26 protein-coding genes, 1 tRNA gene and 1 pseudogene are annotated in these 23,205 nt (G+C 70.5%); 7 read left to right on the forward strand and 21 right to left on the reverse strand.

Translation table 11 applies throughout. From position 1 onward, the window contains the following. Positions 1–52 precede the first annotated feature (52 nt). Positions 53–826, forward strand: coding sequence for a TetR/AcrR family transcriptional regulator (locus ACGFX9_RS34145; protein WP_393482274.1), 774 nt, complete (start codon positions 53–55; stop codon positions 824–826). Between the two features lie 26 nt (positions 827–852). Here the strand turns inward: ACGFX9_RS34145 and ACGFX9_RS34150 are convergent, their stop codons facing one another. The 4 genes from ACGFX9_RS34150 to ACGFX9_RS34165 form a co-directional block, all read right to left on the reverse strand. Further along, positions 853–1,314 carry a PPOX class F420-dependent oxidoreductase gene (locus tag ACGFX9_RS34150; protein ID WP_393482277.1) on the reverse strand — a complete coding sequence of 154 codons (462 nt, stop codon included), beginning with the start codon at positions 1,312–1,314 and terminating at the stop codon, positions 853–855. 36 nt (positions 1,315–1,350) lie between these two features. Next, positions 1,351–2,169, reverse strand: a complete 819-nt coding sequence (locus ACGFX9_RS34155) for a YceI family protein (protein ID WP_393482280.1) — start codon at positions 2,167–2,169, stop codon at positions 1,351–1,353. Positions 2,170–2,358: 189 nt separating this feature from the next. Then, entirely contained in the window at positions 2,359–4,884 is a 2,526-nt protein-coding gene (locus ACGFX9_RS34160) for an MFS transporter (RefSeq protein WP_393482283.1), read from the reverse strand. Positions 4,885–4,898: 14 nt separating this feature from the next. After that, positions 4,899–5,384 (reverse strand): MarR family winged helix-turn-helix transcriptional regulator, encoded by a 486-nt coding sequence (locus ACGFX9_RS34165; RefSeq protein WP_393482286.1) that lies wholly within the window; start codon positions 5,382–5,384, stop codon positions 4,899–4,901. Between the two features lie 172 nt (positions 5,385–5,556). Between ACGFX9_RS34165 and ACGFX9_RS34170 the strand changes: the two genes are divergently transcribed. Beyond that, positions 5,557–5,760: a hypothetical protein gene (locus ACGFX9_RS34170; protein WP_393482289.1), complete on the forward strand. Its 204-nt coding sequence runs from the start codon at positions 5,557–5,559 to the stop codon at positions 5,758–5,760. A gap of 132 nt (positions 5,761–5,892) precedes the next feature. Here the strand turns inward: ACGFX9_RS34170 and ACGFX9_RS34175 are convergent, their stop codons facing one another. From ACGFX9_RS34175 to ACGFX9_RS34215, 9 genes are all read right to left on the reverse strand, one after another. Then, entirely contained in the window at positions 5,893–6,645 is a 753-nt protein-coding gene (locus ACGFX9_RS34175) for a hypothetical protein (protein WP_393482292.1), read from the reverse strand. A 155-nt stretch (positions 6,646–6,800) separates the two neighbouring features. After that, positions 6,801–7,661, reverse strand: coding sequence for an RNA polymerase sigma factor SigF (locus ACGFX9_RS34180; RefSeq protein ID WP_393482294.1), 861 nt, complete (start codon positions 7,659–7,661; stop codon positions 6,801–6,803). Positions 7,662–7,905: 244 nt separating this feature from the next. Further along, positions 7,906–8,766 (reverse strand): RNA polymerase sigma factor SigF, encoded by an 861-nt coding sequence (locus tag ACGFX9_RS34185; protein ID WP_393482297.1) that lies wholly within the window; start codon positions 8,764–8,766, stop codon positions 7,906–7,908. 246 nt (positions 8,767–9,012) lie between these two features. After that, complete coding sequence (locus tag ACGFX9_RS34190) at positions 9,013–9,306, reverse strand: Dabb family protein (protein ID WP_393482300.1); 294 nt, start codon at positions 9,304–9,306, stop codon at positions 9,013–9,015. 43 nt (positions 9,307–9,349) lie between these two features. Beyond that, a complete protein-coding gene (locus ACGFX9_RS34195; protein WP_393482303.1) occupies positions 9,350–9,529 on the reverse strand; it encodes a hypothetical protein in 180 nt (59 codons plus the stop codon). Between the two features lie 469 nt (positions 9,530–9,998). Next, a tRNA-Ser gene (locus ACGFX9_RS34200) sits at positions 9,999–10,083 on the reverse strand. 57 nt (positions 10,084–10,140) lie between these two features. Further along, complete coding sequence (tadA, locus tag ACGFX9_RS34205; protein ID WP_393482518.1) at positions 10,141–10,572, reverse strand: tRNA adenosine(34) deaminase TadA; 432 nt, start codon at positions 10,570–10,572, stop codon at positions 10,141–10,143. A 129-nt stretch (positions 10,573–10,701) separates the two neighbouring features. Next, the gene (locus ACGFX9_RS34210) at positions 10,702–11,274 is read right to left on the reverse strand and encodes a hypothetical protein (RefSeq protein ID WP_393482521.1); all 573 of its coding nucleotides are present in this window, start codon (positions 11,272–11,274) and stop codon (positions 10,702–10,704) included. A gap of 204 nt (positions 11,275–11,478) precedes the next feature. Continuing rightward, positions 11,479–11,664 (reverse strand): hypothetical protein, encoded by a 186-nt coding sequence (locus ACGFX9_RS34215; protein ID WP_393482306.1) that lies wholly within the window; start codon positions 11,662–11,664, stop codon positions 11,479–11,481. Positions 11,665–11,876: 212 nt separating this feature from the next. Between ACGFX9_RS34215 and upp the strand changes: the two genes are divergently transcribed. Further along, complete coding sequence (upp, locus tag ACGFX9_RS34220; RefSeq protein ID WP_393482309.1) at positions 11,877–12,512, forward strand: uracil phosphoribosyltransferase; 636 nt, start codon at positions 11,877–11,879, stop codon at positions 12,510–12,512. 25 nt (positions 12,513–12,537) lie between these two features. Here the strand turns inward: upp and ACGFX9_RS34225 are convergent, their stop codons facing one another. The 4 genes from ACGFX9_RS34225 to ACGFX9_RS34240 form a co-directional block, all read right to left on the reverse strand. Beyond that, positions 12,538–13,185, reverse strand: coding sequence for a LytR C-terminal domain-containing protein (locus ACGFX9_RS34225; RefSeq protein ID WP_393482311.1), 648 nt, complete (start codon positions 13,183–13,185; stop codon positions 12,538–12,540). A 176-nt stretch (positions 13,186–13,361) separates the two neighbouring features. Continuing rightward, positions 13,362–13,658: a type II toxin-antitoxin system VapB family antitoxin gene (locus ACGFX9_RS34230; protein ID WP_003955420.1), complete on the reverse strand. Its 297-nt coding sequence runs from the start codon at positions 13,656–13,658 to the stop codon at positions 13,362–13,364. Between the two features lie 265 nt (positions 13,659–13,923). Then, positions 13,924–14,076, reverse strand: coding sequence for a hypothetical protein (locus ACGFX9_RS34235; protein ID WP_393482314.1), 153 nt, complete (start codon positions 14,074–14,076; stop codon positions 13,924–13,926). A gap of 619 nt (positions 14,077–14,695) precedes the next feature. Then, the gene (locus ACGFX9_RS34240; RefSeq protein WP_393482317.1) at positions 14,696–15,280 is read right to left on the reverse strand and encodes an HhH-GPD-type base excision DNA repair protein; all 585 of its coding nucleotides are present in this window, start codon (positions 15,278–15,280) and stop codon (positions 14,696–14,698) included. A gap of 186 nt (positions 15,281–15,466) precedes the next feature. On the opposite strand from ACGFX9_RS34240, the gene ACGFX9_RS34245 reads away from it, so the two are divergent. Beyond that, entirely contained in the window at positions 15,467–17,068 is a 1,602-nt protein-coding gene (locus tag ACGFX9_RS34245) for an ABC-F family ATP-binding cassette domain-containing protein (RefSeq protein WP_393482320.1), read from the forward strand. Between the two features lie 157 nt (positions 17,069–17,225). On the opposite strand, the gene ACGFX9_RS34250 is transcribed toward ACGFX9_RS34245, so the two are convergent. After that, a complete protein-coding gene (locus ACGFX9_RS34250; RefSeq protein ID WP_393482323.1) occupies positions 17,226–18,428 on the reverse strand; it encodes a flotillin family protein in 1,203 nt (400 codons plus the stop codon). An 11-nt stretch (positions 18,429–18,439) separates the two neighbouring features. Continuing rightward, positions 18,440–18,694: a hypothetical protein gene (locus ACGFX9_RS34255; RefSeq protein WP_393482326.1), complete on the reverse strand. Its 255-nt coding sequence runs from the start codon at positions 18,692–18,694 to the stop codon at positions 18,440–18,442. Positions 18,695–18,844: 150 nt separating this feature from the next. On the opposite strand from ACGFX9_RS34255, the pseudogene ACGFX9_RS34260 reads away from it, so the two are divergent. Beyond that, a pseudogene (locus ACGFX9_RS34260) lies at positions 18,845–19,303 on the forward strand (GNAT family N-acetyltransferase); the annotation flags it as partial. A gap of 59 nt (positions 19,304–19,362) precedes the next feature. Here the strand turns inward: ACGFX9_RS34260 and ACGFX9_RS34265 are convergent. Next, positions 19,363–20,382: a LysR family transcriptional regulator gene (locus tag ACGFX9_RS34265; protein WP_393482329.1), complete on the reverse strand. Its 1,020-nt coding sequence runs from the start codon at positions 20,380–20,382 to the stop codon at positions 19,363–19,365. Positions 20,383–20,634: 252 nt separating this feature from the next. Here ACGFX9_RS34265 and ACGFX9_RS34270 point away from each other — a divergent pair, with 252 nt between their 5' ends. Together ACGFX9_RS34270 and ACGFX9_RS34275 are read left to right on the forward strand one after the other, a co-directional pair. Next, positions 20,635–22,074, forward strand: a complete 1,440-nt coding sequence (locus ACGFX9_RS34270) for an FAD-binding oxidoreductase (protein ID WP_393482332.1) — start codon at positions 20,635–20,637, stop codon at positions 22,072–22,074. 34 nt (positions 22,075–22,108) lie between these two features. Then, on the forward strand, positions 22,109–22,402 hold the full coding sequence (locus ACGFX9_RS34275) for a hypothetical protein (protein WP_393482335.1): 294 nt from the start codon (positions 22,109–22,111) through the stop codon (positions 22,400–22,402). Positions 22,403–22,529: 127 nt separating this feature from the next. Here ACGFX9_RS34275 and ACGFX9_RS34280 read toward each other — a convergent pair whose 3' ends face one another. Continuing rightward, positions 22,530–23,189, reverse strand: coding sequence for a hypothetical protein (locus ACGFX9_RS34280; protein WP_393482338.1), 660 nt, complete (start codon positions 23,187–23,189; stop codon positions 22,530–22,532). Between the last annotated feature and the right edge of the window lie 16 nt (positions 23,190–23,205).

Genomic DNA, 23,205 nt, shown 5'->3' on the forward strand with positions numbered 1-23,205 from the left:
CCGGCACCTCCGGGCCACCGTTTCAAGAGCTCAGGACCAGGAAGGTGCGCCCATGGCGAAGGCAGCCGACCGCGCGAAGCGCCCCGCGCGGACCAGCGTCTGGCTGGAGGGCAAGGCCGCCCGCAACGGCGCGGGCAGCCGCAGGAGTGATCAGCCGACCGGCCTCGACCGTGACCGCATCACCGAGGCCACGGTCCGCCTCCTGGACGAGGAGGGCCTCGCCAAGTTCTCCATGCGCCGGCTCGCCGCGGATCTGAACGTCACGGCGATGTCCGTGTATTGGTACGTCGACACCAAGGACGACCTGCTGGAACTCGCCCTGGACGCGGCAGCGGGGGAGATGCGCCTGCCGGACCCGGAGTCCCTCAGCGCCGCCCCGTGGCGCGACTCGCTGCGTGGACTGGCCCAGGAGTACCGGGCGTTGCTGGTCCGGCACGCCTGGGTTTCGCCGCTGGTCGGCAACTACCTGAACATCGGCCCGAACTGGATCAAGTTCTCCCTGGCCGTGCAGCAGGTGGTCCGCGGGACCGGCCTGCCGACGGAGAAGCAGGCCGGGGCGATCGCCGCCGTCTTCCAGTTCGTCTACGGATTCGGCACCGTGCAGGGCCACTACATCGCGCGGTGCGCGGCGGCCGGGCTGACCCCGGAGCAGTACTTCAAGGAGGCCATGGGTGCCGTCAGCGCCCAGCCGGGCCTGGAGGACGTGCTGCACAGTTCCGCCGACATGATGGAGGCGCGGGGCGGGTCCACGGTCGAGGAGATGTGGGAGCTGGACTTCACGGTCGCCCTCGACCTGCTGGTCGCGGGCATCGAGGCGATGCTCTAGCGGGCCACTGGGCCTTGGCCGTGCCGCTAGGCCTTCGCCGCGGGGAATCCGCCCGTGGCCACCGGGCCCCAGCGCTCCGGGGTGATCCGGATGATGGACTTGCCCTGCTTCACCATCGCCTCGCGGTACTCGTCCCAGTCCGGGTGCTCGCCGGAGATGTTCCGGAAGTACTCGACGAGGGGCTCCACCGACTCCGGGGAGTCGATGACCTCGGCCGTGCCGTCGATCTGGACCCAGGGGCCGTTCCACTCGTCGCTCAGGACCATGATGCTGACCCGCGGATTCCGCTTGGCGTTCCGCGTCTTCGCCCGCTCCGGGTACGTGGACACCACGATGCGCCCGGAGTCGTCGACCCCGCAGGTCAGGGGGGAGCCTTGCGGGGTCGCGTCCGCGCGGGCGGTCAGCAGGATGGCGCGGTGCCGTGGCCGAACGAAGTCCAGCAACTCATCGAGGGACACGGTGGTGTTGGTCGCGATGTCGGGTGCCATGCATCGCACCCTACGCCGCGCCCCTCCTGTTCCCGCCTAGACCTGCGGGAGGCTCTCCCCCTGCACCGCCTGGATGTCCAGCTCCACCCGCAGCGTCGTCCCGATCGCCGAGATGCCCGCCTGCACCACCTGGTTGTAGTTCATGGCGAAGTCCTCACGCCGCAGCTCCGCCGTGGCCCGGAACGCCGCCCGGGTCCCGCCCCAGGGATCCGCGCCCGTGCCGAGGTAGCTCAGGTCCAGGTCGACCGGGCGTACGACACCGTGCATGCCCAGCTCACCGTGCACCGTCCAGCGGTCCGGACCGGCGGGCGTGAGCCCGTTCGACCGGAAGACAAGCTCCGGGTACTGCTCGACGTCCAGGAAGTCGGGCGACTTCAGGTGACCGTCCCGCATGCCGTTGCCCGTGTCGATGGACGCCGACCTGATGACCGCCTCGACGCGCGACTTCTCCACGTCCTCGGCGATCTCCACCCGCCCCCCGAACTCCGTGAACCGCCCGTGCACACTGGTGATCCCCAGATGCTGGGCGACCGCCCCCACCGTCGAGTGCGCGGGGTCGATGGTCCAGGGCCCGGGCGGCGGCAGCTCCGTGCCACCCTGCCGGGCAAGCACGATGTTGCCGACCTCCGCACGGCCGCTGGCCGTGACCAGCGCCGTCGAGGCCACGGGCGCGTAGCCCACCGCGGTGACGATGACGGTGTACGGGCCCGGAGGCAGTTCCGTCGCGTCGCGCACGGCTCCCTCTCCGTCCGCCGCGGCCCGCAGCACCTGCGTACCGGTCATGTCGGTGAGGGTGACGACGGCGTGCGATACCGCCCACCCGTCGCGCGTCCGAATCCGAGCGCTGAGTCCCATCCCGTTTGCTCCTTGCCAAAGCTCAAAATGCCAAGAGCTCAAAAGCTCTCAAGCTCAAAAAGAGTGCGGCCCCCGGCGGCGGTGACACGGCCGTCCCCTGCCGTGTACGTCACCACCGACCCGGGGGCCCTTCCCACACCGGCCCGCGCGCACGCATCCGCTCAGAGCGCGCGCACGGGCCGGGGTCAACTACTCGCCGGGGTGGGCGAGTTCGATGTCGTGGTCGCTGACACCTTCACCGGAGACGGTCAGGCCCGTCGCCACCGGCGGGTAGCCGGTCGCGATGACCGTGTACTCGCCGCTGTCCAGGTCGGTGAAGGCGTACGCGCCGTCCGACCCGGTGGTGGCGGTGGAGACGACGTTGCCCGCCGCGTCCACCAGGGTGACCCGCGCGTCGTTCAGCGGACCGTCCGCGGCACGCACCGTGCCGAGCACCTGCGAACCGGCGTTCAGCTCGACCTCGACCCGGGTGACGCCGACCGCGCCGACCTCGACGGGCAGCGCCATCGGGCGGTGTCCCGCGGCGTTCACCGCGATGGTGACCTGTCCGGGGACCAGCTCGGCGAAGGTGAACTCGCCCTGCTCACCGGTGAGCCCGGTGGCCAGGACATCGCCGCGCACATCGGTCACGATGACCATCGCGCCCGCCACCGGCAGCTTGCCGTCGGAGGCCCGCACCACACCGCTGAGGCCGCTCGTGCCGCTCAGCAGGATGTCGTACGTGAGGGCCTCGTCGGAGACGACGATCGTGGAGGCCTGCGGCTGGAAGCCGTCGGCCGAGGCGATCAGTACGTACGAGCCGGCGCCGGGGGCGTCGACCGCGTAGGAGCCGTCGCCCTGCGCGACCGCGCGGCCCAGCTGGCGACCCCCGAGGGAGATCAGCGTGACCGCGGCCCGCGGGACCGGAGTGCTCTCCGCGCCGCGGACGAAGCCGCGGACCGGGGTGCCGCCGGTGGTCTGCAGCGGGGCGTCACCCGTGGCCGACGACGCCACCGCGGCGAGCTTCTGCGTGCCCTCGGGGCCCGTCTCGGTGTGAGCCGCGACGGAGGCGAGAACCGGCTGCTCGTCGGCGGCGGTCGCGGCGGCCGCGGCCGCCGGGGCGTCGGCGTTCGAGGACTCACTGGCCTGGGCCAGCGCACCCGACGTACGCAACGGGACCTCCTTGATGAAGATCGTGATCAGGAAAGCGAGGAAGGCCAGCGGGGCCGCGATCAGGAAGACGTCGGCGATGCCGTGTCCGTAGGCGCTCTCCATGACCGTGCGGAACGGGGCCGGGAGCTTGTCCAGGTCCGGGATGCCGCCGCCGCCCGTGCCGCCGTGACCCGCCTGCGCGGCCTTCGGGCCGAGGTCGGCCAGGCCGTCCTTCACATAGTCGGTGATGCGGGTCGCCATCACGGCGCCGAGCGCCGAGACGCCCATGGCGCCACCGAGGGAACGGAAGAAGGTGACGACCGAGCTCGCGGAGCCGAGGTCCTCGGGAGCGACCTGGTTCTGCGTGGCGAGCACGAGGTTCTGCATCATCATGCCGATGCCCAGACCCATCAGGGCCATGAAGATCGCGATGTGCCAGTACTCGGTGTCGTAGCGCATCGTGCCGAGCAGGCCGAGACCCGCGGTCAGGAGCGCACCGCCGGCGACCAGCCAGACCTTCCACTTGCCGGTCTTGGTGATGATCTGGCCCGACACCGTCGAGGAGATGAACAGGCCACCGATCATCGGGATCGTCATGACACCGGACATCGTCGGCGACTTGTCGCGCGCCAGCTGGAAGTACTGGCTGAAGAACACCGTGCCCGCGAACATGCCGACACCCACGAAGAGCGAGGCGAGGGAGGCGAGGGTGATGGTGCGGTTGCGGAAGAGCCGCAGCGGGATGATCGGCTCGCTCGCCTTGGACTCGACGAGCAGGAAGAGCAGGCCGAGGACGATCGAACCGCCGACCATGGCGCCGGTCTGCCAGGACATCCAGTCGTACTTGTCGCCCGCGAAGGTCACCCAGACCAGGAGCAGGCAGACGGCCGCCGTGATGAAGAAGGCGCCGCCCCAGTCGACCTTGACGTCCCGCTTCACGACGGGGAGCTTCAGGGTCTTCTGCAGGACGATCAGGGCGATGATCGCGAAGGGCACGCCGACGTAGAAGCACCAGCGCCAGCCGAGCCACGACGTGTCGGTGATGACACCGCCGAGCAGCGGGCCGCCGACGGTGGCGACGGCGAAGGTCGCGCCGAGGTAGCCGGAGTAACGGCCGCGCTCGCGCGGCGAGATCATCGCGGCCATCACGATCTGCGCGAGGGCGGAGAGACCGCCCACGCCGATGCCCTGCACGACACGGCAGGCGATCAGCATCTCGGGGCTCTGCGAGAGACCCGCGACGATCGAACCGCCCACGTAGATGATCAGGGCTATCTGGACCAGGGCCTTCTTGCTGAAGAGGTCCGAGAGCTTGCCCCACAGGGGCGTGGTCGCCGTCATCGCCAGAAGCGAGGCGGTGACGACCCAGGTGTAGGCGGACTGGCCGCCGCCCAGGTCGCCGATGATTTCAGGCAGGGCGTTGGAGACGATCGTCGACGAAAGGATCGCGACGAACATGCCGAGCAGCAGGCCGGAAAGGGCCTCCATGATCTGGCGGTGCGTCATCGGCGTCTTGTCGTCGTGCGCCGCCGCTCCGTGCTTGGCGTGGCTGCCCCGCACACCGGATGGTGTGGTTGTTGCCATGGGCTTCCTCTTCGTTACGCGGGTGTACGGGTGGTCTCTTCTGAGGGGAGGGGAAGCCGGGCCGAAGCCGCACGGCAGTCCCCGAAGCTGTCGCGCAGGCGCGCGAGCAGCGTGCTGAGCTGGACGACCTCGTCGTCTGACCAGTCATGCAAGTAGTGGGTGAGCGTCTGGATGGACAGGTCGTTGAGTTCTCCGACCTTGGCCTTGCCCTGGGGCGAGAGGCTCAGGATGCGGGAGCGCTTGTCCGCGGGATCGGGTTCCCTGAGGATCCACTCTTTATCCGCGACATGGGCGACATGGCGGCTGGTCACCGACATGTCGACGGCGAGCAGCTCGGCGAGCCTGCTCATCCGCATCGAACCGTGCCGGTCGAGCAGGACGAGTACGGCGGCCGATCCGCCAGGGCAGTCGTGCGGCAGGCCCCTTCCGAGGCCTCGCTTGACGGCGCCGATGGCGCTGAGCTGACGGGCCAGCTCCTCGTACTGACGCTGCGCGGCCACGGCACCTCCTATGTTGTTGCTTAGGGCAACCATAGAGACAGTTGGTTGCCGCAGGCAAACTAAAACCGGACCAACGCCCTAAAGAGTCGGCAAAGCTCTGGGGCTCTGCTCGTAAAGTCCATGGTCAGCGGGGGTTGGGCCGACCCCCCAGCGTTCGCTAGGGTCCTGCGCTATGGCACACAACCCCCAGGGCCCCCAGAACACCCCCGACCCGGCCGGCAGCACGCAGATGTTCCGCGCCTTCGTCGACGAGTCCCCCCAGTCCCGCACCCAACAACCGGCAGCGGCACCGTCGGGCCCGCGCATCGGCCTGATCATCGGCGTCGTACTGGCGCTCGTGGTGGTGGCGGGGGTGGCGTGGCTGGCCCTGAAGTAGACCTCCCGGGCGGGGCTGCGCCCGAAGGGGCGCGGGGAACTGCGCGACCAGCCACGGCGGACGCGCAGGTGACGGCGGCCCGGTGGCGGACCTCGCGCCGGAGCTACCGGCACCGAAGCTACCCGGCAGTGCTCAGGAGTCCCACTTCACCGAGACGTCCAGCGTCTCGACATGCATGCCCAGCGGCACCCGCCAAGCCTCCACGCACACAGTCCACCTCTTCTCGACCCGCTGCCCCCCGCCGATAGGCACAGGCAGCTTCTCGGTGGACGGAACAGTCGCCCAGTCAACGCCAAGGGCACCGATCACGTGCGTACCGAAGGTGACCGTGCCCGAACGCACCGGCGACCCCCCGGTGTTGCGGAAGGCGACGGTCACTTTCTCGCACCAGCGGTCACCCGCGGGCTCCCGCTCCGGCTCGCCGACGCTCAGCTTCGCGGGCCCGCTCGGCTGCGTACTGGCGCCCCCACCGGGCGCGGACGGAGTCCCGGACGCACCGCCCCCCGGGTCGCCCTCCGAGGGCTCTCCCGAACTCCCGCTCGTACGACCGGGCTTGGCGCTGTGAGTCGAGGAGTCACGGTCGTCCGGACCGGCCGGAGACCCTGAACCTGCCATCCCGCCGGGCGACTTACCCACGGAGTCACCACCGCCACGCTCCGGCGCCCCGGAGCCACCACCCTTACCGCCCGGTGAGGCCCCCTCGGCCCCGCCCCCGTCCAGCGGCACAAGCTCCACATCCCCGGTAGGCGCAACCGCCCGCGCCGGCGCCCGCTCAGAGTCGGCCGCACCGGTGGCCACATAGCCGTCGCCGTCCTCGGAGCCGCAGGCAGCCAGCAGCCCGCCCAGGCACAGGACGGCCGTGGAAGCACCCAATATGTTCCGCATGCCACGTCGCATCGCGCAAGTGTGGCTGACGGTCCGTCAATTAGGAACCCCGTCAGCAACACCGTGCAACACCACGCAACACCCTGCAACACAACGCGCCCTGAACCCAGTTGACCCCGCCAGGCCTCACTCGGCACCCGGCAGGGCCACCCCGCTCAGTCGGCGATAAGCCCTTCCCGCAGCTGCGAAAGCGTCCGCGTGAGAAGCCGTGAGACGTGCATCTGCGAGATGCCGACCTCCTCGCCGATCTGCGACTGCGTCATGTTGGCGAAGAAGCGCAGCATGATGATGCGGCGCTCGCGCGGCGGCAGCTTGGCGAGCAGCGGCTTGAGGGATTCGCGGTACTCGACGCCTTCGAGGGCAGTGTCCTCGTAGCCGAGGCGGTCCGCGAGGGAGCCCTCGCCGCCGTCGTCCTCGGGCGCGGGCGAGTCGAGCGACGAGGCCGTGTACGCGTTCCCGACGGCGAGACCGTCGACCACGTCCTCCTCGGACACCCCGAGCGCCTTGGCGAGTTCGGGCACGGTCGGCGAGCGGTCGAGCCGCTGCGCCAGCTCGTCGCTCGTCTTCGTCAGGGCGAGCCGCAACTCCTGGAGGCGGCGCGGAACACGCACCGACCAACTCGTGTCGCGGAAGAAGCGCTTGATCTCACCGACGACCGTCGGCATCGCGAACGTCGGGAATTCCACGCCGCGTTCGCAGTCGAAGCGGTCGATTGCCTTGATGAGGCCGATCGTGCCGACCTGGACGATGTCCTCCATCGGTTCGTTGCGGCTGCGGAAGCGTGCTGCCGCGTACCGGACGAGCGGGAGGTTGAGCTCGATCAGCGTGTCCCTTACGTAGACACGCTCCGGGCTGTCCTTGTCGAGTGCGGCGAGCCGCAGGAACAGGGAGCGGGACAGGGTGCGGGTGTCGATGGCTCCGGAAGACCCGGAAACTACTGGACTCACAAGCGCGTCGGGCGCTGATTCGCTCTTCGTGAGCGTGAGCACCTTCGAGCTGCCCTGTTCTGCGGACATGCCACCCCCTTGAGGTCGCGGACGGTTCCGGCGGACGCTCCCGTCGGAGGAACGCAGCCTCCACCTGAATACCGGACGCGGGGCTGCGGCAAACGCGGTTCCAGCAGAATGTCACATGTCGGCAACACGCTGTAGTTACATGTCGACAAAGAAGGGTGACATCAGTGCAGGAAAGAGGGGGTCTGGGGCTTTTTGTCGAATGGAACCGTCGGGAACCGCCGTCAGGACAGTCCACTCGATACGGTTACGCCTCGATACGATTTGCGGATCGAAGTCGCGCGAAGCTTCTGGCCAGCAGTCTTGACACATGCATCTGAGAAACGCCCAATTCGGCGCTGATCTGTGATTGCGTCAGATTGCTGTAGTAGCGCAGCAGCAGGATGCGCTGCTCGCGCTCGGGCAGTTGTACGAGGAGATGGCGGACGAGGTCGCGGTGCTCGACGCCGTCGAGTGCCGGGTCCTCATAGCCGAGCCGGTCGAGCAGCCCCGGCAGCCCGTCGCCCTCCTGAGCCGCTTCCAACGACGTCGCGTGGTAGGAGCGCCCGGCCTCGATACAGGCCAGGACCTCGTCCTCGGTGATCCGCAGCCGCTCCGCGATCTCCGAGGTCGTGGGCGAGCGCCCGAAGGCCGTGGTGAGGTCCTCGGTCGCGCCGGTCACCTGCACCCACAGCTCGTGAAGGCGGCGCGGCACGTGGACCGTTCGTACGTTGTCGCGGAAGTACCGCTTGATCTCGCCGACCACGGTGGGCATCGCGAAGGTCGGGAACTGCACACCGCGCTCGGGGTCGAAGCGGTCGATGGCGTTGATCAGGCCGATCGTGCCGACCTGGACGACGTCCTCCATCGGCTCGTTGCGGCTGCGGAAGCGGGCGGCGGCGTACCGCACGAGCGGCAGGTTGGCCTCGATGAGCGCGCCGCGCACGCGGCCGTGCTCGGGGCTGCCCGGCTCCAGGTCCTTGAGCTCGCCGAAGAGCACCTGCGTCAGGGCCCGGGTGTCGGCGCCCCTGCTGCTGGGGGTGCTGGGGGTGCTCGGGGTGTTCGAGGTGTTCGGGGTGCTCGCTCGCGGTGCCACGGGCGGTGCTTCAGGCGCAGTACTGGCCGGCACGGTCAACGCCACCCCTTCTCGGTCAAGCCCAGTCAAGTCCGGTCGAGCTCAGTCGAAGCTCCGTCAAGGTCAGCCGACCCTGGTCAACTCATCCGTCAAAAGCGGTCATAGCATCACAAGACATGTGCACTGTGTGCAAGCACCCAATAACTACGTGTTGGGCAACAAATTGGGGCATAAGACGCAATACAGCCCCTCACCGTTCCGGTGAGGGGCTGTTCCTGGGGTGCCGCTGCGCCAGGCGGCTCAGAACTCGTAGTCCGCGATCACCCACGTGGCGAACTCCCGCCACAGCGCGACGCCCGCCTGGTGGGCCGGGTGCTCGATGTACCGCTTCAGCGCATCGGTGTCCTCGACCGCCGAGTTGATGGCGAAGTCGTACGCGATGGGCCGGTCGGTGATGTTCCAGTCGCACTCCCAGAACGCGAGCTCCGGGATCTGCCCGCCGAGCGCGCGGAAGGCCTCGACGCCCTCGACCACACGCGGCTCGTCGCGCCGCACACCGTCGTTGAGCTTGAAAAGGACCAGATGGCGGATCATGCGCACTCCTGGGAAACCGGGGGAGAGGACGGCGTGGAACCGCTCAGTCCTTGCCTCCGTTGGCGACCCACGTCATGAAGTCACCGATGCTCTGAGCGGCGTCCGAAACCGCCTCGAAGCCTATCTGCACGTAGTCCGCGGCCTTCTCGGGGTCAGTGACGATCACGTAGAAGACGAAGACGACGACCGCGAAGAGTCCGACCTTTTTCCACTGCACCGCCACGCTCCGGCCTCCCCTTGTCTGCTGCGCCCCTGTGACTCCGGTGACGTGACCCCTGTGATCGGCGAGAGTCTAACCCGGCCCGTACTCACGGGGCTTTTAGGGACCAACGGCCCGGCAGCCGAGGCCCTTTGCCCGGCCGCCCCCGGTGGCGCGGCGGGCAGGATTGGAGATGTGCCACAGCGGATCTGGCAGGAATCCGCAGGCACGGGACGAACCCCACTGCGGGGTCGCGCGCCGTCGGCTTCCCCCCCCCCGGATGACGGCGCAGGCTTGCGGGTTCGGTCCTCATCGGGGGGAGCGGCTTGTCCCCCCGATGCCGCTCCCCCCGTCCCATCGGGAGAGCCCCGGCGTCAGCACGGCGCCGGGGCTCTCGCGTACGCGGTCGTGTACGGGGTCGCGTACGCGGTGCCGACCGGCCGGAGGAACGACGAAGGCCCCGTCCGCAGGGACGGGGCCTTCGTATCAAGAGCGGTAGCGGTGGGATTTGAACCCACGGTGAGTCTCCCCACACTCGCTTTCGAGGCGAGCTCCTTCGGCCGCTCGGACACGCTACCGAGAGGAACTCTAGCCCAAAGTGGGCCGTGGTCAGAAATCCGTTTGGCCCCGGCCGCTCAACGCCCCCGGAAGAAGCGTGTGAGCAGCACGGACGCCTCCTCCGCGAGGACGCCTTCGATCACCTCGGGGCGGTGGTTGAGCCTTCTGTCGCGTACGACGTCCCAGACCGAGCCCGCGGCTCCCGCCTTCTCGTCACGCGCTCCGTAGACGACCCGCTCGACGCGGGACTGGACGAGGGCGCCCGCGCACATCGTGCAGGGCTCCAGGGTCACGACGAGCGTGCAGCCACTCAGCCGCCACTCGCCGAGCGCTTGCGCCGCCCGGCGGACGGCGAGCACCTCCGCGTGCGCCGTCGGGTCGCCGGTCGCCTCGCGTTCGTTGTGGCCCGCCGCGAGCACCGTCGTGCCGTCCGGGGACAGCACGACGGCGCCGACGGGCACATCGCCGCCCCGGACGGCCAGTTCGGCCTCGGCCAGGGCGAGCCGCATGGGAGCCCGCCAGCGGTCGCGTACGGGATCGCCGACGGGGTCGGGCGCGGGATCGGGCGCGGGATCGGATTCGGTGAGGTGGTCGTTCCGGTCGGTCACACCGGGAACCTACCGGGGGATCCAGGGGATCTAACGGACGGCCTCGAGCACCTCCGCCGCCCCGAGGATCTCGGCGATGCCGCTGAGCGCGTCACCGGGTTCCAGACCGAGCAGCTCCTTGTCGGGTACGCCGAGGTCGGCGAGGAGCTCCGTGTCTCCGAGAGGCCCCGCGGGAGCCGTGTCGCCCGCGGCGTCCCCCGTGTCGTCGTCGGCTGCGGAATCGGGGGCGGCGTCGGGATCGGCGGGTTCGCCGTCCTCCGTGCCGTCCAGGTCGAGGGCGTCCAGGTCGACGACCGGATCATCGACGCCCGGCTCACGGCCGAGCATCTCGTCGGTGAGCAGGATCTCGCCGTACGAACTCCGAGCGGCCGCGGCCGCGTCCGAGACGTAGATACGAGGGTCCTCCTCACCGTCCACGCGGACGACGCCGAACCAGGCGCCCTCCTGTTCGATGAAGACGAGGACGGTGTCGTCCTCAGCGCTGCCGGCCGTGGCCTCACGGGCCAGGTCGGTCAGATCCGACAGGGTCTCCACATCGTCGAGCTCCGTGTCGCTCGCTTCCCACCCGTCTTCGGTGCGCGCGAGCAGTGCGGCGAAGTACACCGTGACTCTCCCACTGGTCATAGACAGTGCCGGTTGACGGTCTGGGTGTCCCCCCGGCGAGTTCGGGGAGCGGGGGAGTGCTGAACCAGCCCCGCCCACTCGGAATCGTGGCAGAAACGAGGGCCGTAGGAGAGGTCTTCCGCCTGCTGTGTTCCGCGTCGCGTCTCGCGGACGCCTTCCCGATGCCTGCGTGAGAGGTGGCCGCTACCAGCGGAACGTGCGCATACGCATCTGCTGACGCATCCGTGCCGCCCGGGCGCGGCGCGGCTTCACGCGGTCGCGGAGCTCGATGGCCTCGGCCCGTTCGTGGAGGAACTGGGCGCGTCGGCGCCGGCGCTCGGCTTCGGTCTCGCGGTCCGTCTTTCGGCCGCCCGGCTCTCTGTCAGGCATGCGCACCACCACCCCAGGTCGTACGTCCACTTTCCCCCGTACGGCGGGTTTGATGCCATCGCGGAGGAGTCCGGGGTGGAGCCCGGGTGCGTGACGGGAGGGTTCGGAGGTGCCACGGAGGTTCCGGAAGGGGACAGTCCGGACGGCCTCCGGGGGAAGCAGGGCGCTCCTGGGCGCGGTCGGCGGTGCGGGGCGCGGTTACTGTTGGGGACATGCGGATCCACGTCGTCGACCACCCGTTGGTGGCGCACAAACTCACCACGCTGCGCGACAAGCGCACCGACTCCCCGACCTTCCGGCGCCTCGCCGACGAGCTGGTCACCCTGCTCGCGTACGAGGCCACCAGGGACGTGCGCACCGAGCAGGTCGACATCCAGACCCCGGTCACCCCCACGACCGGCGTCAAGCTGTCCCACCCGCGCCCCCTGGTCGTGCCGATCCTGCGCGCCGGGCTCGGCATGCTGGACGGCATGGTGCGGCTGCTGCCGACCGCCGAGGTGGGCTTCCTCGGGATGATCCGCGACGAGGAGACGCTGCAGGCGTCCACGTACGCGACGCGCATGCCGGAGGACCTCTCCGGGCGCCAGGTGTACGTCCTGGACCCGATGCTGGCCACCGGCGGCACGCTCGTCGCGGCCATCCAGGAGCTGATCAAGCGTGGCGCGGACGATGTCACCGCCGTGGTGCTGCTCGCGGCTCCCGAGGGCGTCGAGGTCATGGAGCGCGAGCTCGCGGGCACGCCGGTGACGGTCGTGACGGCCTCGGTCGACGAGCGGCTCAACGAGCACGGCTACATCGTGCCGGGGCTCGGTGACGCGGGGGACCGGATGTACGGGACCGCGGAGTAGTTCCGGGGACCAGTTCCAGTGGCGCTCAGCAGTCTTTGTGACCGCGGGCGTCGGAGGGCGTCGGCTTGGGTTCGGCGAGTACCGCCAGAGCCTTGTCGGCGTCCTCTTTCTTTGCCAGATCCTTGAACTTCGTGCCCAGGATGAGGTCCACTTCGCCGCCCTTGCGGGCGTCCGTGCGACTCTCGGTGCCCGCCAGCTGCGTGCCGAGCACCGGCAGCGCGGTGTCCGTGGCGGTCTTGGAGCCGAGCAGCAGCCCGGTGCCCTTGACCTTTTTGTCGTACGCCTTGGGCGCGTTGTCGACCTTGCCGACGGTGAACCCGCGCTTCTTGAGCTCGGCGGCGACGTTCTTCGCGAGGCCGCCGCGGGGCGTGGCGTTGTAGACGTTGACGGTGACCTGGCCCGGTTCGGGCAGCGCCTTCGCCTTCGACGCCTTGGCCGAGGGGGAGGACTTGGTGGCGCAGTCGCCTCGCCCGCTTGCCGCCGTGGCCTTGTCGCCGCCCGTGAAGACGTCGATGAGCTGCAGGGTTCCCCAGCCGATCAGGCCGGCCGCGACGACGGATGCGACCGCCGCGAGCACGATCCTGCGGCGGCCCCGGTTTCGGCGCATTCGCGGGTATTTGGACCCCGTGATGCGGTACTTGCCGCCCATGCCGGGGGGAGTGAGCATGCTCATGGGCGCAGCGTAGTGCGGCTGAGCCGTGATGCCTACTAAATGATCATTGGCTTAGGTGAAGTGCAACCCGAAAGGGTCAACGGGCAGGGCGTGGCATGGCAGGGCTTGGCGGCCTGCGGGCGTGGCTGCCCGGCCGTGCGGGTGCTCGCTCTTCGCTCTTCGCTCTTCGCCGGGGGTCAGCCCAGTTCGAGTACGCGGGCGTGCAGCACCTGGCGCTGCTGGAGTGCGGCGCGGACCGCGCGGTGCAGTCCGTCTTCCAGGTAGAGGTCGCCCTGCCACTTCACCACGTGCGCGAAAAGGTCGCCGTAGAACGTCGAGTCCTCCGCGAGGAGCGTCTCTAGGTCCAGCTGGCCCTTGGTCGTCACGAGCTGATCGAGGCGGACCGGGCGCGGCGCGACGTCCGCCCACTGCCGGGTGCTTTCCCGGCCGTGGTCGGGGTACGGCCGGCCGTTTCCGATGCGCTTGAAGATCACACGGAAAGCCTACCGGGCAAGGCTCTCCGGGCGCAGCCATGGCGACGGAGTGCGGCGCGGGGAAATGACGCAGGAAAGCGGGGCAAACCGGGGCCGAAGTGAGTGACAGCCGGTCGATGCCGTCCACGACGGGGCGCGTGAATCCCTCGAACGGGTCTTTGGGGGCGCGGAGGTGACGGCTCGGCGCAGACGCTTGGGCGGGGGGCCGACGGAGGCCGACGGAGTGCTGAGGGGGTCGCCTTGAGCGTCTGCGCCGGGTCAGCTGTCAGCTGGTTTCGGGGCGCTGGTTCTCCTGGTGGGTGGGCTTGTTGTCCTCCTCGTCCGTTTGGGTCGGTGTGGGGTCGGAGTGGACCGGGGAGTTGCGTACGGCTTCGGCGCGGAGCATGGCGTGCAGGGCCGCGTAAGGGTCGATGGGCATGGGGGTGTCCGTCCTTGTTCGCTGCTGGTGGGGGCCGGGGCGGGGCCTGTCAGCAGCGAAGGACGACGGAGCGGGGGGTGGGGACGTGGGGGCGCGGGGGATGGGGCTGGGGTGTGGACGGCCGCGGGGCCCGGTGGAGGGTGGTCCGGAGGAGCGGAGCGGGGCGCCTGGTGGGTACGCGGAGTGCGCTGTCGGCGGTGTCCTGCTGGGCTTCGCCGGGGAGCTCGCTGGAGACGGCTGCGGGCGGGGCGGAGGCCGGGGCGGCTTCGGCGGGGGCTGCGAGGGCTGCGGGGACTGCGGGGGCGAGGACTGTGCCGAGGAGAGCGAGAAGGATGAGGGCAGCTCGGAGCCACGCGGGGTGGCGGCGGGGGGCTGCGCGGCTCATGAGGGGTGATGTCCCCCGGCGGGGGCCGTTTGCTGTGTCCTGGCGGCGAGATCCGCTCTCTTGGGCTACGGGCGGGGCGGCGGGGTGACGCGGGGTCCCCCGCCCAGGCGGGGCGGGTCCTCCACCCACCCCCGCCCCCTTCGCGGGGAATGTGCGCCTGCTCCCGTGGGTGCTGCGGGGCAATCGGGCGGGTGGGCGGGCGAGGTTGTTCGGTGCGGGGCGGGCTGCCGGGGGCTACTTCGGGGAGGACTTGGCCGCGGCCTTGAGCTGCTGCTTGTGGGCACGCACCCTCTGCAGGGATTCCGGTCCCGTGATGTCCGCCACCGAGCGGTACGCGTCCGGCTCGCCATAGGCCCCCGCCGCCTCCCGCCAGCCCTCAGGGCGGACGCCCAGCTGCTTGCCCAGCAGGGCCAGGAAGATCTGGGACTTCTGCTTGCCGAAGCCGGGGAGGTCGTTCAGGCGTTGCAGGAGCTCCTTGCCGGAGGCGGCGCCGGACCACAGGGCGGTGGGGTCACCCCCGTAGTGCTCCACCAGGTACGCGCACAGCTGCTGGATCCGCTTCGCCATCGACCCCGGATAGCGATGCACCGCGGGCTTGGCGGAAAGAAGTGCCGCGAACTCCTCGGGGGCGTACGCCGCGATCTCCCCCGCATCGAGATCGTCCGCGTTCAACCGCCGAGCGATCGTATGCGGGCCCGCGAAAGCCCACTCCATCGGAACCTGCTGATCGAGCAGCATCCCGACGAGCGCGGCCAGCGGACTGCGGCCGAGCAGCTCATCGGCTTCCGGCTCCTGGGCCAGGTGCAGGGTGACGTCCATGGATCCGATCATCCATCGGGGGGCAGGGCCTCGCATGGCAGGAGGCCCTGCCCCGCATGAAATCCGCGTGCGGCCCCTCCCCCGCCCCCGATACCCTCCCCCCATGTCGACGCCCCGCATCTCCTAGCCAGGACACCGGTCTCCACGTCACCCGTGTGTCCATTCGCTACTGCGGAGCGTTACCTCATGATCACCGCCCGACGCATCGACGTCCGCGTCGGCGCCCGGCTCCTGCTGGCCGGCGCCACCTTCCACATCGCCCCCGGCGACCGCATCGGCCTCGTGGGCCGCAACGGCGCCGGTAAGACCACCCTCCTCAAGACCCTCGCGGGCCAGGCCGCCCCGGCCGGAGGAACCCTCACCCGCACCGGCTCCCTGGGATACCTCGCCCAGGACCCCGCGGCCGCCGACCCCCACAGCACCGTCACCGCCCGCATCCTCTCCGCCCGCGGCCTAGACCGGGCGGCGCGGGACCTGCGTACCGCCGAGAGCGCGATGGCCACCGCCGAGAGCCTCGCTCAGCAGCAGCGGGCGATGGACGCCTACGCGCGCGCCGACGACGCGTTCCAGGCGCGGGGCGGGTACGCCGCCGAGGCCGAGGCCGCCCGTCTCGCCGCCGGACTCGGCCTCCCCGAGCGCGTCATGGACGGGCCCGTGGGCCACCTCTCCGGCGGTCAGCGGCGCCGTGTCGAGCTGGCCCGGATCCTCTTCTCGCGGCACGACACCCTGCTGCTCGACGAGCCGACCAACCACCTGGACGCCGACTCGGTCGGCTGGCTGCGGGGGTATCTGGGGTCCTATCCGGGTGGGCTCGTCCTCATCAGTCATGACACCGCGCTGCTCGCGGACACCGTCAACCGCGTCTTCGCGCTCGACCCGGGCCGCGCCGCCATCGACGTACACAACACCGGCTGGCACACCTACCTCGCCCAGCGCGCGGCGGACGAGCGCCGCCGTGGCCGTGAGCGCGCGAACGCGGAGCGGAAGGCCGCCTCGCTGCGCGGCCAGGCGGAGAAGATGCGCTCGCACGTGGCCACCGCGACCGCGGCGAAGAACATGACCCGCCGCGCCGACCGGATGCTCGCCGCCACCGAGCCCGCGCGGCGGGGCGAGCGCGTCGCGCGGATCCGGCTGCCCGAGCCCGTGCCGTGCGGGCGGGTGCCGCTCGGTGCGGTCGCCCTGGCCAAGGCGTACGACGGCCATCGCGTACTCGGCGGCGTAGATCTGGCCGTCGACCGCGGCAGCCGCCTCGTCGTCCTCGGACTCAACGGCGCCGGCAAGACCACCCTCCTGCGTCTCCTCGCCGGCGTCGAACTCCCGGACAGCGGGCGGGTGGTGCTCGGTCACGGGGCCCGGCTCGGTTACTTCGCGCAGGAGCACGAGACCCTCGACGGCGGGGCGACGGTGCGGGAGAACCTCGCGGGCGCCGCGCCCCAGCTGACGGACGGTGAGGTCCGGGGCGTCCTCGGGTCCTTCCTGTTCCGGGGCGACGATGCCGACAAGCCCGCCGGTGTGCTCTCCGGCGGCGAGAAGACGCGGCTCGCGCTCGCGGGCCTCGTGCACTCGGGAGCGAACGTGCTGCTGCTGGACGAGCCGACCAACAACCTCGACCCCGCATCGCGCGACGAGGTGCTCGGCGCGGTGGGGACCTATCCGGGTGCGATCGTGATGGTGACGCACGACGAAGGGGCCATCGACGCGCTGCGGCCCGATCGCGTGCTGCTCCTGCCGGACGGGAACGAGGATCTGTGGAGCCCGGACTACCGGGAGTTGGTCGCCCTCGCCTGAGACCGCGGGGGCCGATTGAGACCGCGGGGCCGATCGCCGATCGCCGAACGTCGATCGCTGATCGCTGATCGCTGATCGTCAGGAGTACACGCGTGGCCCGCCGCGGGGAGCACCCCCGCGGCGGGCCACCGCCTCAGCTTCGGCTCCTGAACTTCGGCTACTGGATCTCCACGGGCCCGTCCCCCTTGCGCCCCTCCGACTCCCCGCGCTGCGCCGGCGCCCCACTGCCCAAGTACCGCTTGACGTCCCCCGGTTCACGCTCGCCCCGGGTCTCCCCGGCGGGCGTACCGAGGTTGTTCCGTACCGAGTCCAGGATCGTCAGGCCCTGCCCGACCAGGCCGGCCGCGATCTCGCCGAGGCCGTCCGCCCCGTTCAGGACGTTGACGTTGGCGCCGGCGAGGCCGGTCGCCGCCTCCTTCACGATCAGCGGCAGCTGGTCGATCAGCATCCGGTCGAGCGCGACCCGGTCGTACGACGCCGCCGCCTCCGCCTGGATCTTCATCCGCTCGGCCTCGGCGAGCGCGAGGACCCGGATGCGCTCGGCGTCGGCCTCGGCGGGCTTCACGACCTCGGCGACCAGCTGCTGCTGGCGCAACTGGGCGGCGCGCTCGGCGAGTTCGGTCCGTGCGGCAAGGACCTCCTGCTGGGCATGCGCCTCCGCGAGCGGCCCCGCCTGGGCGGCCTTGGCCTCGGCCCGCTCGACCTCGGCGGAGTACTGGGCCCGCACGATCGCGGTCTGCCGCGCGTACTCGGCCTGGTTCCGCGCCGCCTCCTGCTCGGCCTCGGCGCTGGCCTGGGTGGCCTGCGCCTGGGCGATCTGCGCCTGGCGCTGGATGGCGGCCTTGTGCGGGGCGGACATCGCCTCGATGTACCCGGTGTCGCCGTCGTCGATCGACTGGATCTGCAGCGAGTCCACGTGCAGGCCGATCTTCGCCATCTCCGACTTCGAGGTGTCCAGGACCTCCGTGGCGAGCTTCTGCCGCTCCGTGACGATCTCCTCGACCGTCATCGAACCGATGATGGAACGCAGATGACCGGAGAAGATCCGGCCCGTCAGGAGCGACATCTGGTCCTGGTCGGAGAGGAAGCGCTGGCCCGCGTTGACGATGCTCTCCGTGTCGTTGCCGACCTTGAAGGCGATCACGGCCCGCACGGTCAGGGCGATGCCCTGACGTGTCACGCAGGTCTCGGCGACCTCCGCCTCGCACATGGACAGCGTAAGGAAACGGGTCTTGCGGAAAATGGGCAGCACGAACTTGCCGTGCCCTGTCACCACCCGGAAGGGGGCGCCCCCAAGTCCTCGCCGCCCGCCGGAGATCAGCATCGCCTCATCGGGGGCGGGAACGCGGTAACCGAACATCGATCGACTCCTCAACCGGCGCCGCCGGCACCGTCGCCGGCCAACGCGTCCAACGGGTCGGCCCACTTGATGACATCGACCTGGCGGCATCCCCGCGACTCGATCACGAGTACGGCGGCGCCGTGCGGCAGCGGTTCGTCGGACCAGGCGAGAAACGTCTCGGAACCCCCTCGGATCCGCACCAGGACCTCACCGGGCCCCGCGGATCCACGCGTACCGATGACGAGTTCACCGGTACACCCGATCACAGCCTCATCCGGCGCCATTTGCGGCCGCCTCCCCCATGTCACGCAGGCTCTGTCTGAATCCTGACCTTAGCGCGGGGGGCGCGGGGCGCCCATTCCCGGAAGCGTCTTCTCACCGTCAAGAAAGTTCGGGGCGCGCCGCGTATACCGTCTCTGTGCTTGCATACGCCGATGAGTCCAGCCCCTGCTCCGGTCCCGCCGCGCGTCGGCCTCCGCCCGCGTGGCGAGCGCGACCTCCCCGCCTGCGTCGAGGCGCTCGCGGCGGTGCACGAGGCCGACGGCTATCCCACCAACTGGCCGGAGCGGCCCGCCGACTGGCTGGCCGGGGCTTCGCTCCTCGGGGCCTGGGTGGCCGAGCTCGACGGTCGTGTCGCGGGGCACATCGCGCTGTGCCGCGCGGCGGCGGACGACGTGGCGCCCGCGCTGTGGAGCAGGCGGGAAGGCATGCCGGTGGAGGCGATCGCCGTGGTGAGTCGGCTCTTCGTCGCGCCGGGGGCCCGCGGGCACGGCATCGGGGCGCTGTTGCTCGCGCGGGTCGTGGCGGAGGCCGGGGAGCTGGGGCTGAGCCCGGTCCTGGACGTCGTCGCGTACGACACTTCGGCGACCGCGCTCTACGAACGGACGGGGTGGCGGTTCCTCGGCGTGGGCGAGCAGCGGTGGAGTGCCGAACAGACGGTCACGGTGCGGTGTTACGCGGCACCGGCACCAGCACCGGCACCGGCACCGGCACCAGCACCGGCACCGGCACCAGCACCGGCACCGGCACCAGCACCGGCATCGGCTTTGGGGCCTGCTTCTGAGGACCGTCCCGCGCCGGCCTGAGCCACCGCGTCCCGCAGCGCGTCGAGCAGCCCCCGTACCGCGGGGCGGTCGGGCGCGGGGCCTCGCACCGCTGCGTAGACCGACCGGACCGGCACCGGGCCCTGGACCTCGCGGACCAGCACGCCGGAGTGCGGGACGTCGAGGCCGAGCTGCGGGACGAGGCTGACGCCGAGACCGGCGGCGACGAAGCCCTGTGCCGTGGCGTAATCCCCGCTCTCCACCACGAAGTCCGGGCTGAACCCGGCGGCGCCGCACGCTTCGAGGATGGGGTCGAGGCAGGGTCCCGGCGACTCGCTGGCGACCCACGGCTCGTCGGCGAGGTCGGTCATCTCCAGGACCGGCTTGTCGGCGAGAGAGTGCCCCGCGGGCAGCACCGCGTGGTACCGGTCGTCGAGGAGGTGCTCGAACCGGACGCCGTCCACGCCCAGTTGGCCCCGCGGCCTGACCACCAGGGCGAGATCGGCCTGCCGGTCCCGTACGGCGGGCATCGGGTCGTCGGGGTCGGAGAGCCTCAACTCGACCTGAAGGTCCGGGTGCGCGCGCCGCAGCGAGGCGAGCGCGGGGGCGACGAGGGTGGCCCCCGCCGTAGTGAAGTACCGCATGGTCACCCGCCCCGTCCGCCCGGCCCGCAGCCCGGCGAGGGCGGTCTCGGCCTCGGCGATGTGGTTGCCGATCGTGACCGCGTAGTCGGTGAGGAGCCGCCCGGCGTCGGTCGGCCGCACGCCCCGGCCGGTGCGCTCCAGGAGGGCGATACCGGCCTCCTTCTCCAGGGCCGCCATCTGCTGGCTCACCGCGGAGGGCGTGTAGCCGAGGTTCCGCGCGGCGGCGGTGACGGAACCGCTGGTCACCACTGCCCGGAGGACTTGCATGCGCCGCATATCAAGCATGCAGTACAGCTTAACTCGCCCCGGATACCGTGTCGTAGAACTAACGCTCGGCCGCCCGAGGATGCGCGCGGGGCCGACCGGCGGGATGCTGGATAGGTCAGCTCTGTGGCTCCAGCTCCCTGGCTTCGGCCCGTGGCTCCAGCTCCGCAGCTGATGGGGGCGCTTGGACGTCGGCGCATCACCGCTCACCGACGGCCGGACCGGGGAGATCCAGGGCAGGAAAGCGGTCCGCGTCTCGGCAAGGAGACCGACATGGACGGCGCCACTCTGGAAGACGCCCCTCTGCAAGGCGCGCCTCTGCAAGACGCCACTCTGCAAGGCGCCACTCTCGAAGAGATGAGAAGCGCGCTGCGCGGCCCGATCATCGGCCCGCGGGACCCCGACTATCCCCAGGCTCGCAAGATCTACAACGCGATGATCGACAGGCATCCGGCCGCCATCGTGCGGTGCTCGGACGCGGCGGACGTCATGGCCGCGGTGGACTTCGTCCGCGACCATGGGCTGGAACTCGCCGTCCGGGGCGGCGGCCACAGCGGCGCAGGCCTCTGCGAGGTCGACGGCGGTGTCACCATCGACCTGTCGCCCATGCGCTGGGCTCGCGTGGACCCCGTGGCCAAGACGGCCCGGGTCGGCGGCGGCAGTCAGCTGGGCGACCTCGACCACGCCGCCCACGCCTTCGGTCTGGCCGTCCCGGCCGGGATCATGTCGACGACGGGCGTCGGCGGTCTCACCCTGGGCGGCGGCCACGGCCACCTCACCCGCAAGTACGGCCTGACGATCGACAACCTCATCGCCGCGGACGTGGTGCTCGCCGACGGCAGCTTCGTCACCGCGAGCGAGTCCCAGCACCCGGACCTGTTCTGGGCCCTGCGCGGCGGCGGCGGGAACTTCGGCATCGTCACCTCGTTCCGCTTCCGGCTGCACCCGGTGGGCGACGTGGTGCTCGGGGTCACGCTGTGGCCGGCCGACCAGACCCGAGAGGTGCTGCGCTGGTACCGCGACTTCCTGCCCCAGGCGCCCGAGGACCTGAACGGCTTCTTCGCCGCGCTCACCGTTCCGCCGGGCCCGCCGTTCCCGGAGGAAATACACGGCCACAAGATGTGCGGCGTCATCTGGTGCTGGACGGGCGAACCGGACCGTGCCGAGGAGATGCTGGCCCCCGTGAGCGACGCGGGCCCACCGGCCTTCCACTTCACCGCGCCGATGCCGTACCCGGCGCTGCAGACCATGTTCGACGAACTGATCCCCACAGGCCTCCAGTGGTACTGGCGGGGCGACTTCTTCGACCGGATCACCGACGACGCCCTCGACGTACACGCCAAGTACGCCGAGAACCTCCCCACCGCCCTGTCGACCATGCACCTCTACCCCGTCGACGGCGCCGCCGGCCGCGTCGACCCGGACGACACCGCGTGGGGCTACCGCGACGCGGTCTGGTCCGGGGTCATCGGCGGCATCGACCCGGACCCGGCCAACGCCGGGGCGATCAGGCAGTGGTGCGTCGACTACTGGGAAGAGCTGCACCCGTACTCCATGGGCGGTGCCTACGTGAACTTCATCGGCGAGGGAGAGAGCCAGAACCGCGTCCGGGCCACCTACCGCGACCACTACGCCCGGCTCACCCGCATCAAGAACGCCTACGACCCGGCGAACCTCTTCCACACCAACCAGAACATCGCGCCGGCGCAATGACACCCCGCTTTTCTTCGCCGAAGGAGCAACCACCATGGCGATCTTCATGCACGCAGTCGTCCCCGGCATCACCACCGACCAGTACGACGCCCTCAACGCGAAGCTCCAGGAGACTCCCGAGATCTTCGAGGGCTGCATCACCCACGTCTGCGTCCCGAGCGCGAACGGTGACGGCCTGGACATCTACGACGTCTGGGATTCCGAGCAGCACATGAGCGCCTTCGGCGAGAAGATGATGCCGGTGGCGTCCGAACTCGGCTGGCCGGTCAGCGAAGGACCGCAGCCCGAAACGTTCACGGTGCACAACTACTGGGTCCCCGGGGCCTGACGGTCACGGGACTTGGCGAGACGGACAACGAAGAAGGGCCCGGCAACCGGTGGACAGCGCTGAACTGACGTAGACGTACTCACCCTTCACGGGAACATGCACTCGAGAACGTGGAGGTGTACTACCCCTAATCAGCGGGGGGGGGGGTGCCCCCAATGGGCCCATCCCCATGACGCGGGCCCGGGTGGCCGGGCAGCTGCGGAGCACGAGCCGGTGGCGGCAACGGCGGCCTGGGCACCGGCAGATCGATGAGGTCACCCACCTCCGCCACCTGCTGCAGCGTCCGTGCCAGTGAACGCAGTGCCTGACGGGTGGCGTCCAGCTGGCGCCGCAGCTCGTCGGCCTCGGACCAGGCCCGCTCGTAACTCACTGGATCCGCGCCCTCCGGCCGCAGCGCCTCGTACGCCGTGAGCCGTGGGTGCCACACCGTCAGCAGAGGCCGCAGCACGCGGTTGAGCGTCACCATCGCCAGTACGCCGAAGGTGAGCCGGCCCGGTGGCACCGGCGGGGCGACGGCCGGGCCGTGATCGTGCAGGATGCCGCGGGTGACGTCATAGAGGGAGTACAGCGAGGTGAGTGCCTCGCGCAGCACACCTTCGTCCCGCTCCAGCGGAACTACCGCGACCCGGCTGGCCAGTTGGAAGTACAACTCCCAGGCGGCGGTGCGCTCAGCCTCCGCCGGCTCCCACAGGCCGGTCACCTCACCGACGAAAGGGATCGTCAGTTTCGCCGTGACCTGTGAAGGCCCCGTACGCCCCCGCCGCGGCGCCTCGCCGGACTGCGTCATGATCGCCTCCCCGGTT

Origin of the sequence: Streptomyces sp. NPDC048436, assembly GCF_043200355.1 — a bacterium.
In the GTDB taxonomy this organism is placed as follows: domain Bacteria; phylum Actinomycetota; class Actinomycetes; order Streptomycetales; family Streptomycetaceae; genus Streptomyces.

Excerpts from the sequence above, each read along its gene's own strand:
- ACGFX9_RS34145 (WP_393482274.1), top strand. The coding sequence starts at position 53 with ATGGCGAAGGCAGCCGACCGCGCGAAGCGCCCCGCGCGGACCAGCGTC.
- ACGFX9_RS34150 (WP_393482277.1), bottom strand. The coding sequence starts at position 1,314 with ATGGCACCCGACATCGCGACCAACACCACCGTGTCCCTCGATGAGTTG.
- ACGFX9_RS34155 (WP_393482280.1), bottom strand. The coding sequence starts at position 2,169 with ATGGGACTCAGCGCTCGGATTCGGACGCGCGACGGGTGGGCGGTATCG.
- ACGFX9_RS34160 (WP_393482283.1), bottom strand. The coding sequence starts at position 4,884 with ATGGCAACAACCACACCATCCGGTGTGCGGGGCAGCCACGCCAAGCAC.
- ACGFX9_RS34170 (WP_393482289.1), top strand. The coding sequence starts at position 5,557 with ATGGCACACAACCCCCAGGGCCCCCAGAACACCCCCGACCCGGCCGGC.
- ACGFX9_RS34175 (WP_393482292.1), bottom strand. The coding sequence starts at position 6,645 with ATGCGGAACATATTGGGTGCTTCCACGGCCGTCCTGTGCCTGGGCGGG.
- ACGFX9_RS34180 (WP_393482294.1), bottom strand. The coding sequence starts at position 7,661 with ATGTCCGCAGAACAGGGCAGCTCGAAGGTGCTCACGCTCACGAAGAGC.
- ACGFX9_RS34190 (WP_393482300.1), bottom strand. The coding sequence starts at position 9,306 with ATGATCCGCCATCTGGTCCTTTTCAAGCTCAACGACGGTGTGCGGCGC.
- tadA (WP_393482518.1), bottom strand. The coding sequence starts at position 10,572 with ATGCGGCTCGCCCTGGCCGAGGCCGAACTGGCCGTCCGGGGCGGCGAT.
- ACGFX9_RS34215 (WP_393482306.1), bottom strand. The coding sequence starts at position 11,664 with ATGCCTGACAGAGAGCCGGGCGGCCGAAAGACGGACCGCGAGACCGAA.
- upp (WP_393482309.1), top strand. The coding sequence starts at position 11,877 with ATGCGGATCCACGTCGTCGACCACCCGTTGGTGGCGCACAAACTCACC.
- ACGFX9_RS34225 (WP_393482311.1), bottom strand. The coding sequence starts at position 13,185 with ATGAGCATGCTCACTCCCCCCGGCATGGGCGGCAAGTACCGCATCACG.
- ACGFX9_RS34235 (WP_393482314.1), bottom strand. The coding sequence starts at position 14,076 with ATGCCCATCGACCCTTACGCGGCCCTGCACGCCATGCTCCGCGCCGAA.
- ACGFX9_RS34240 (WP_393482317.1), bottom strand. The coding sequence starts at position 15,280 with ATGGACGTCACCCTGCACCTGGCCCAGGAGCCGGAAGCCGATGAGCTG.
- ACGFX9_RS34245 (WP_393482320.1), top strand. The coding sequence starts at position 15,467 with ATGATCACCGCCCGACGCATCGACGTCCGCGTCGGCGCCCGGCTCCTG.
- ACGFX9_RS34250 (WP_393482323.1), bottom strand. The coding sequence starts at position 18,428 with ATGTTCGGTTACCGCGTTCCCGCCCCCGATGAGGCGATGCTGATCTCC.
- ACGFX9_RS34255 (WP_393482326.1), bottom strand. The coding sequence starts at position 18,694 with ATGGCGCCGGATGAGGCTGTGATCGGGTGTACCGGTGAACTCGTCATC.
- ACGFX9_RS34265 (WP_393482329.1), bottom strand. The coding sequence starts at position 20,382 with ATGCTTGATATGCGGCGCATGCAAGTCCTCCGGGCAGTGGTGACCAGC.
- ACGFX9_RS34270 (WP_393482332.1), top strand. The coding sequence starts at position 20,635 with ATGGACGGCGCCACTCTGGAAGACGCCCCTCTGCAAGGCGCGCCTCTG.
- ACGFX9_RS34275 (WP_393482335.1), top strand. The coding sequence starts at position 22,109 with ATGGCGATCTTCATGCACGCAGTCGTCCCCGGCATCACCACCGACCAG.
- ACGFX9_RS34280 (WP_393482338.1), bottom strand. The coding sequence starts at position 23,189 with ATGACGCAGTCCGGCGAGGCGCCGCGGCGGGGGCGTACGGGGCCTTCA.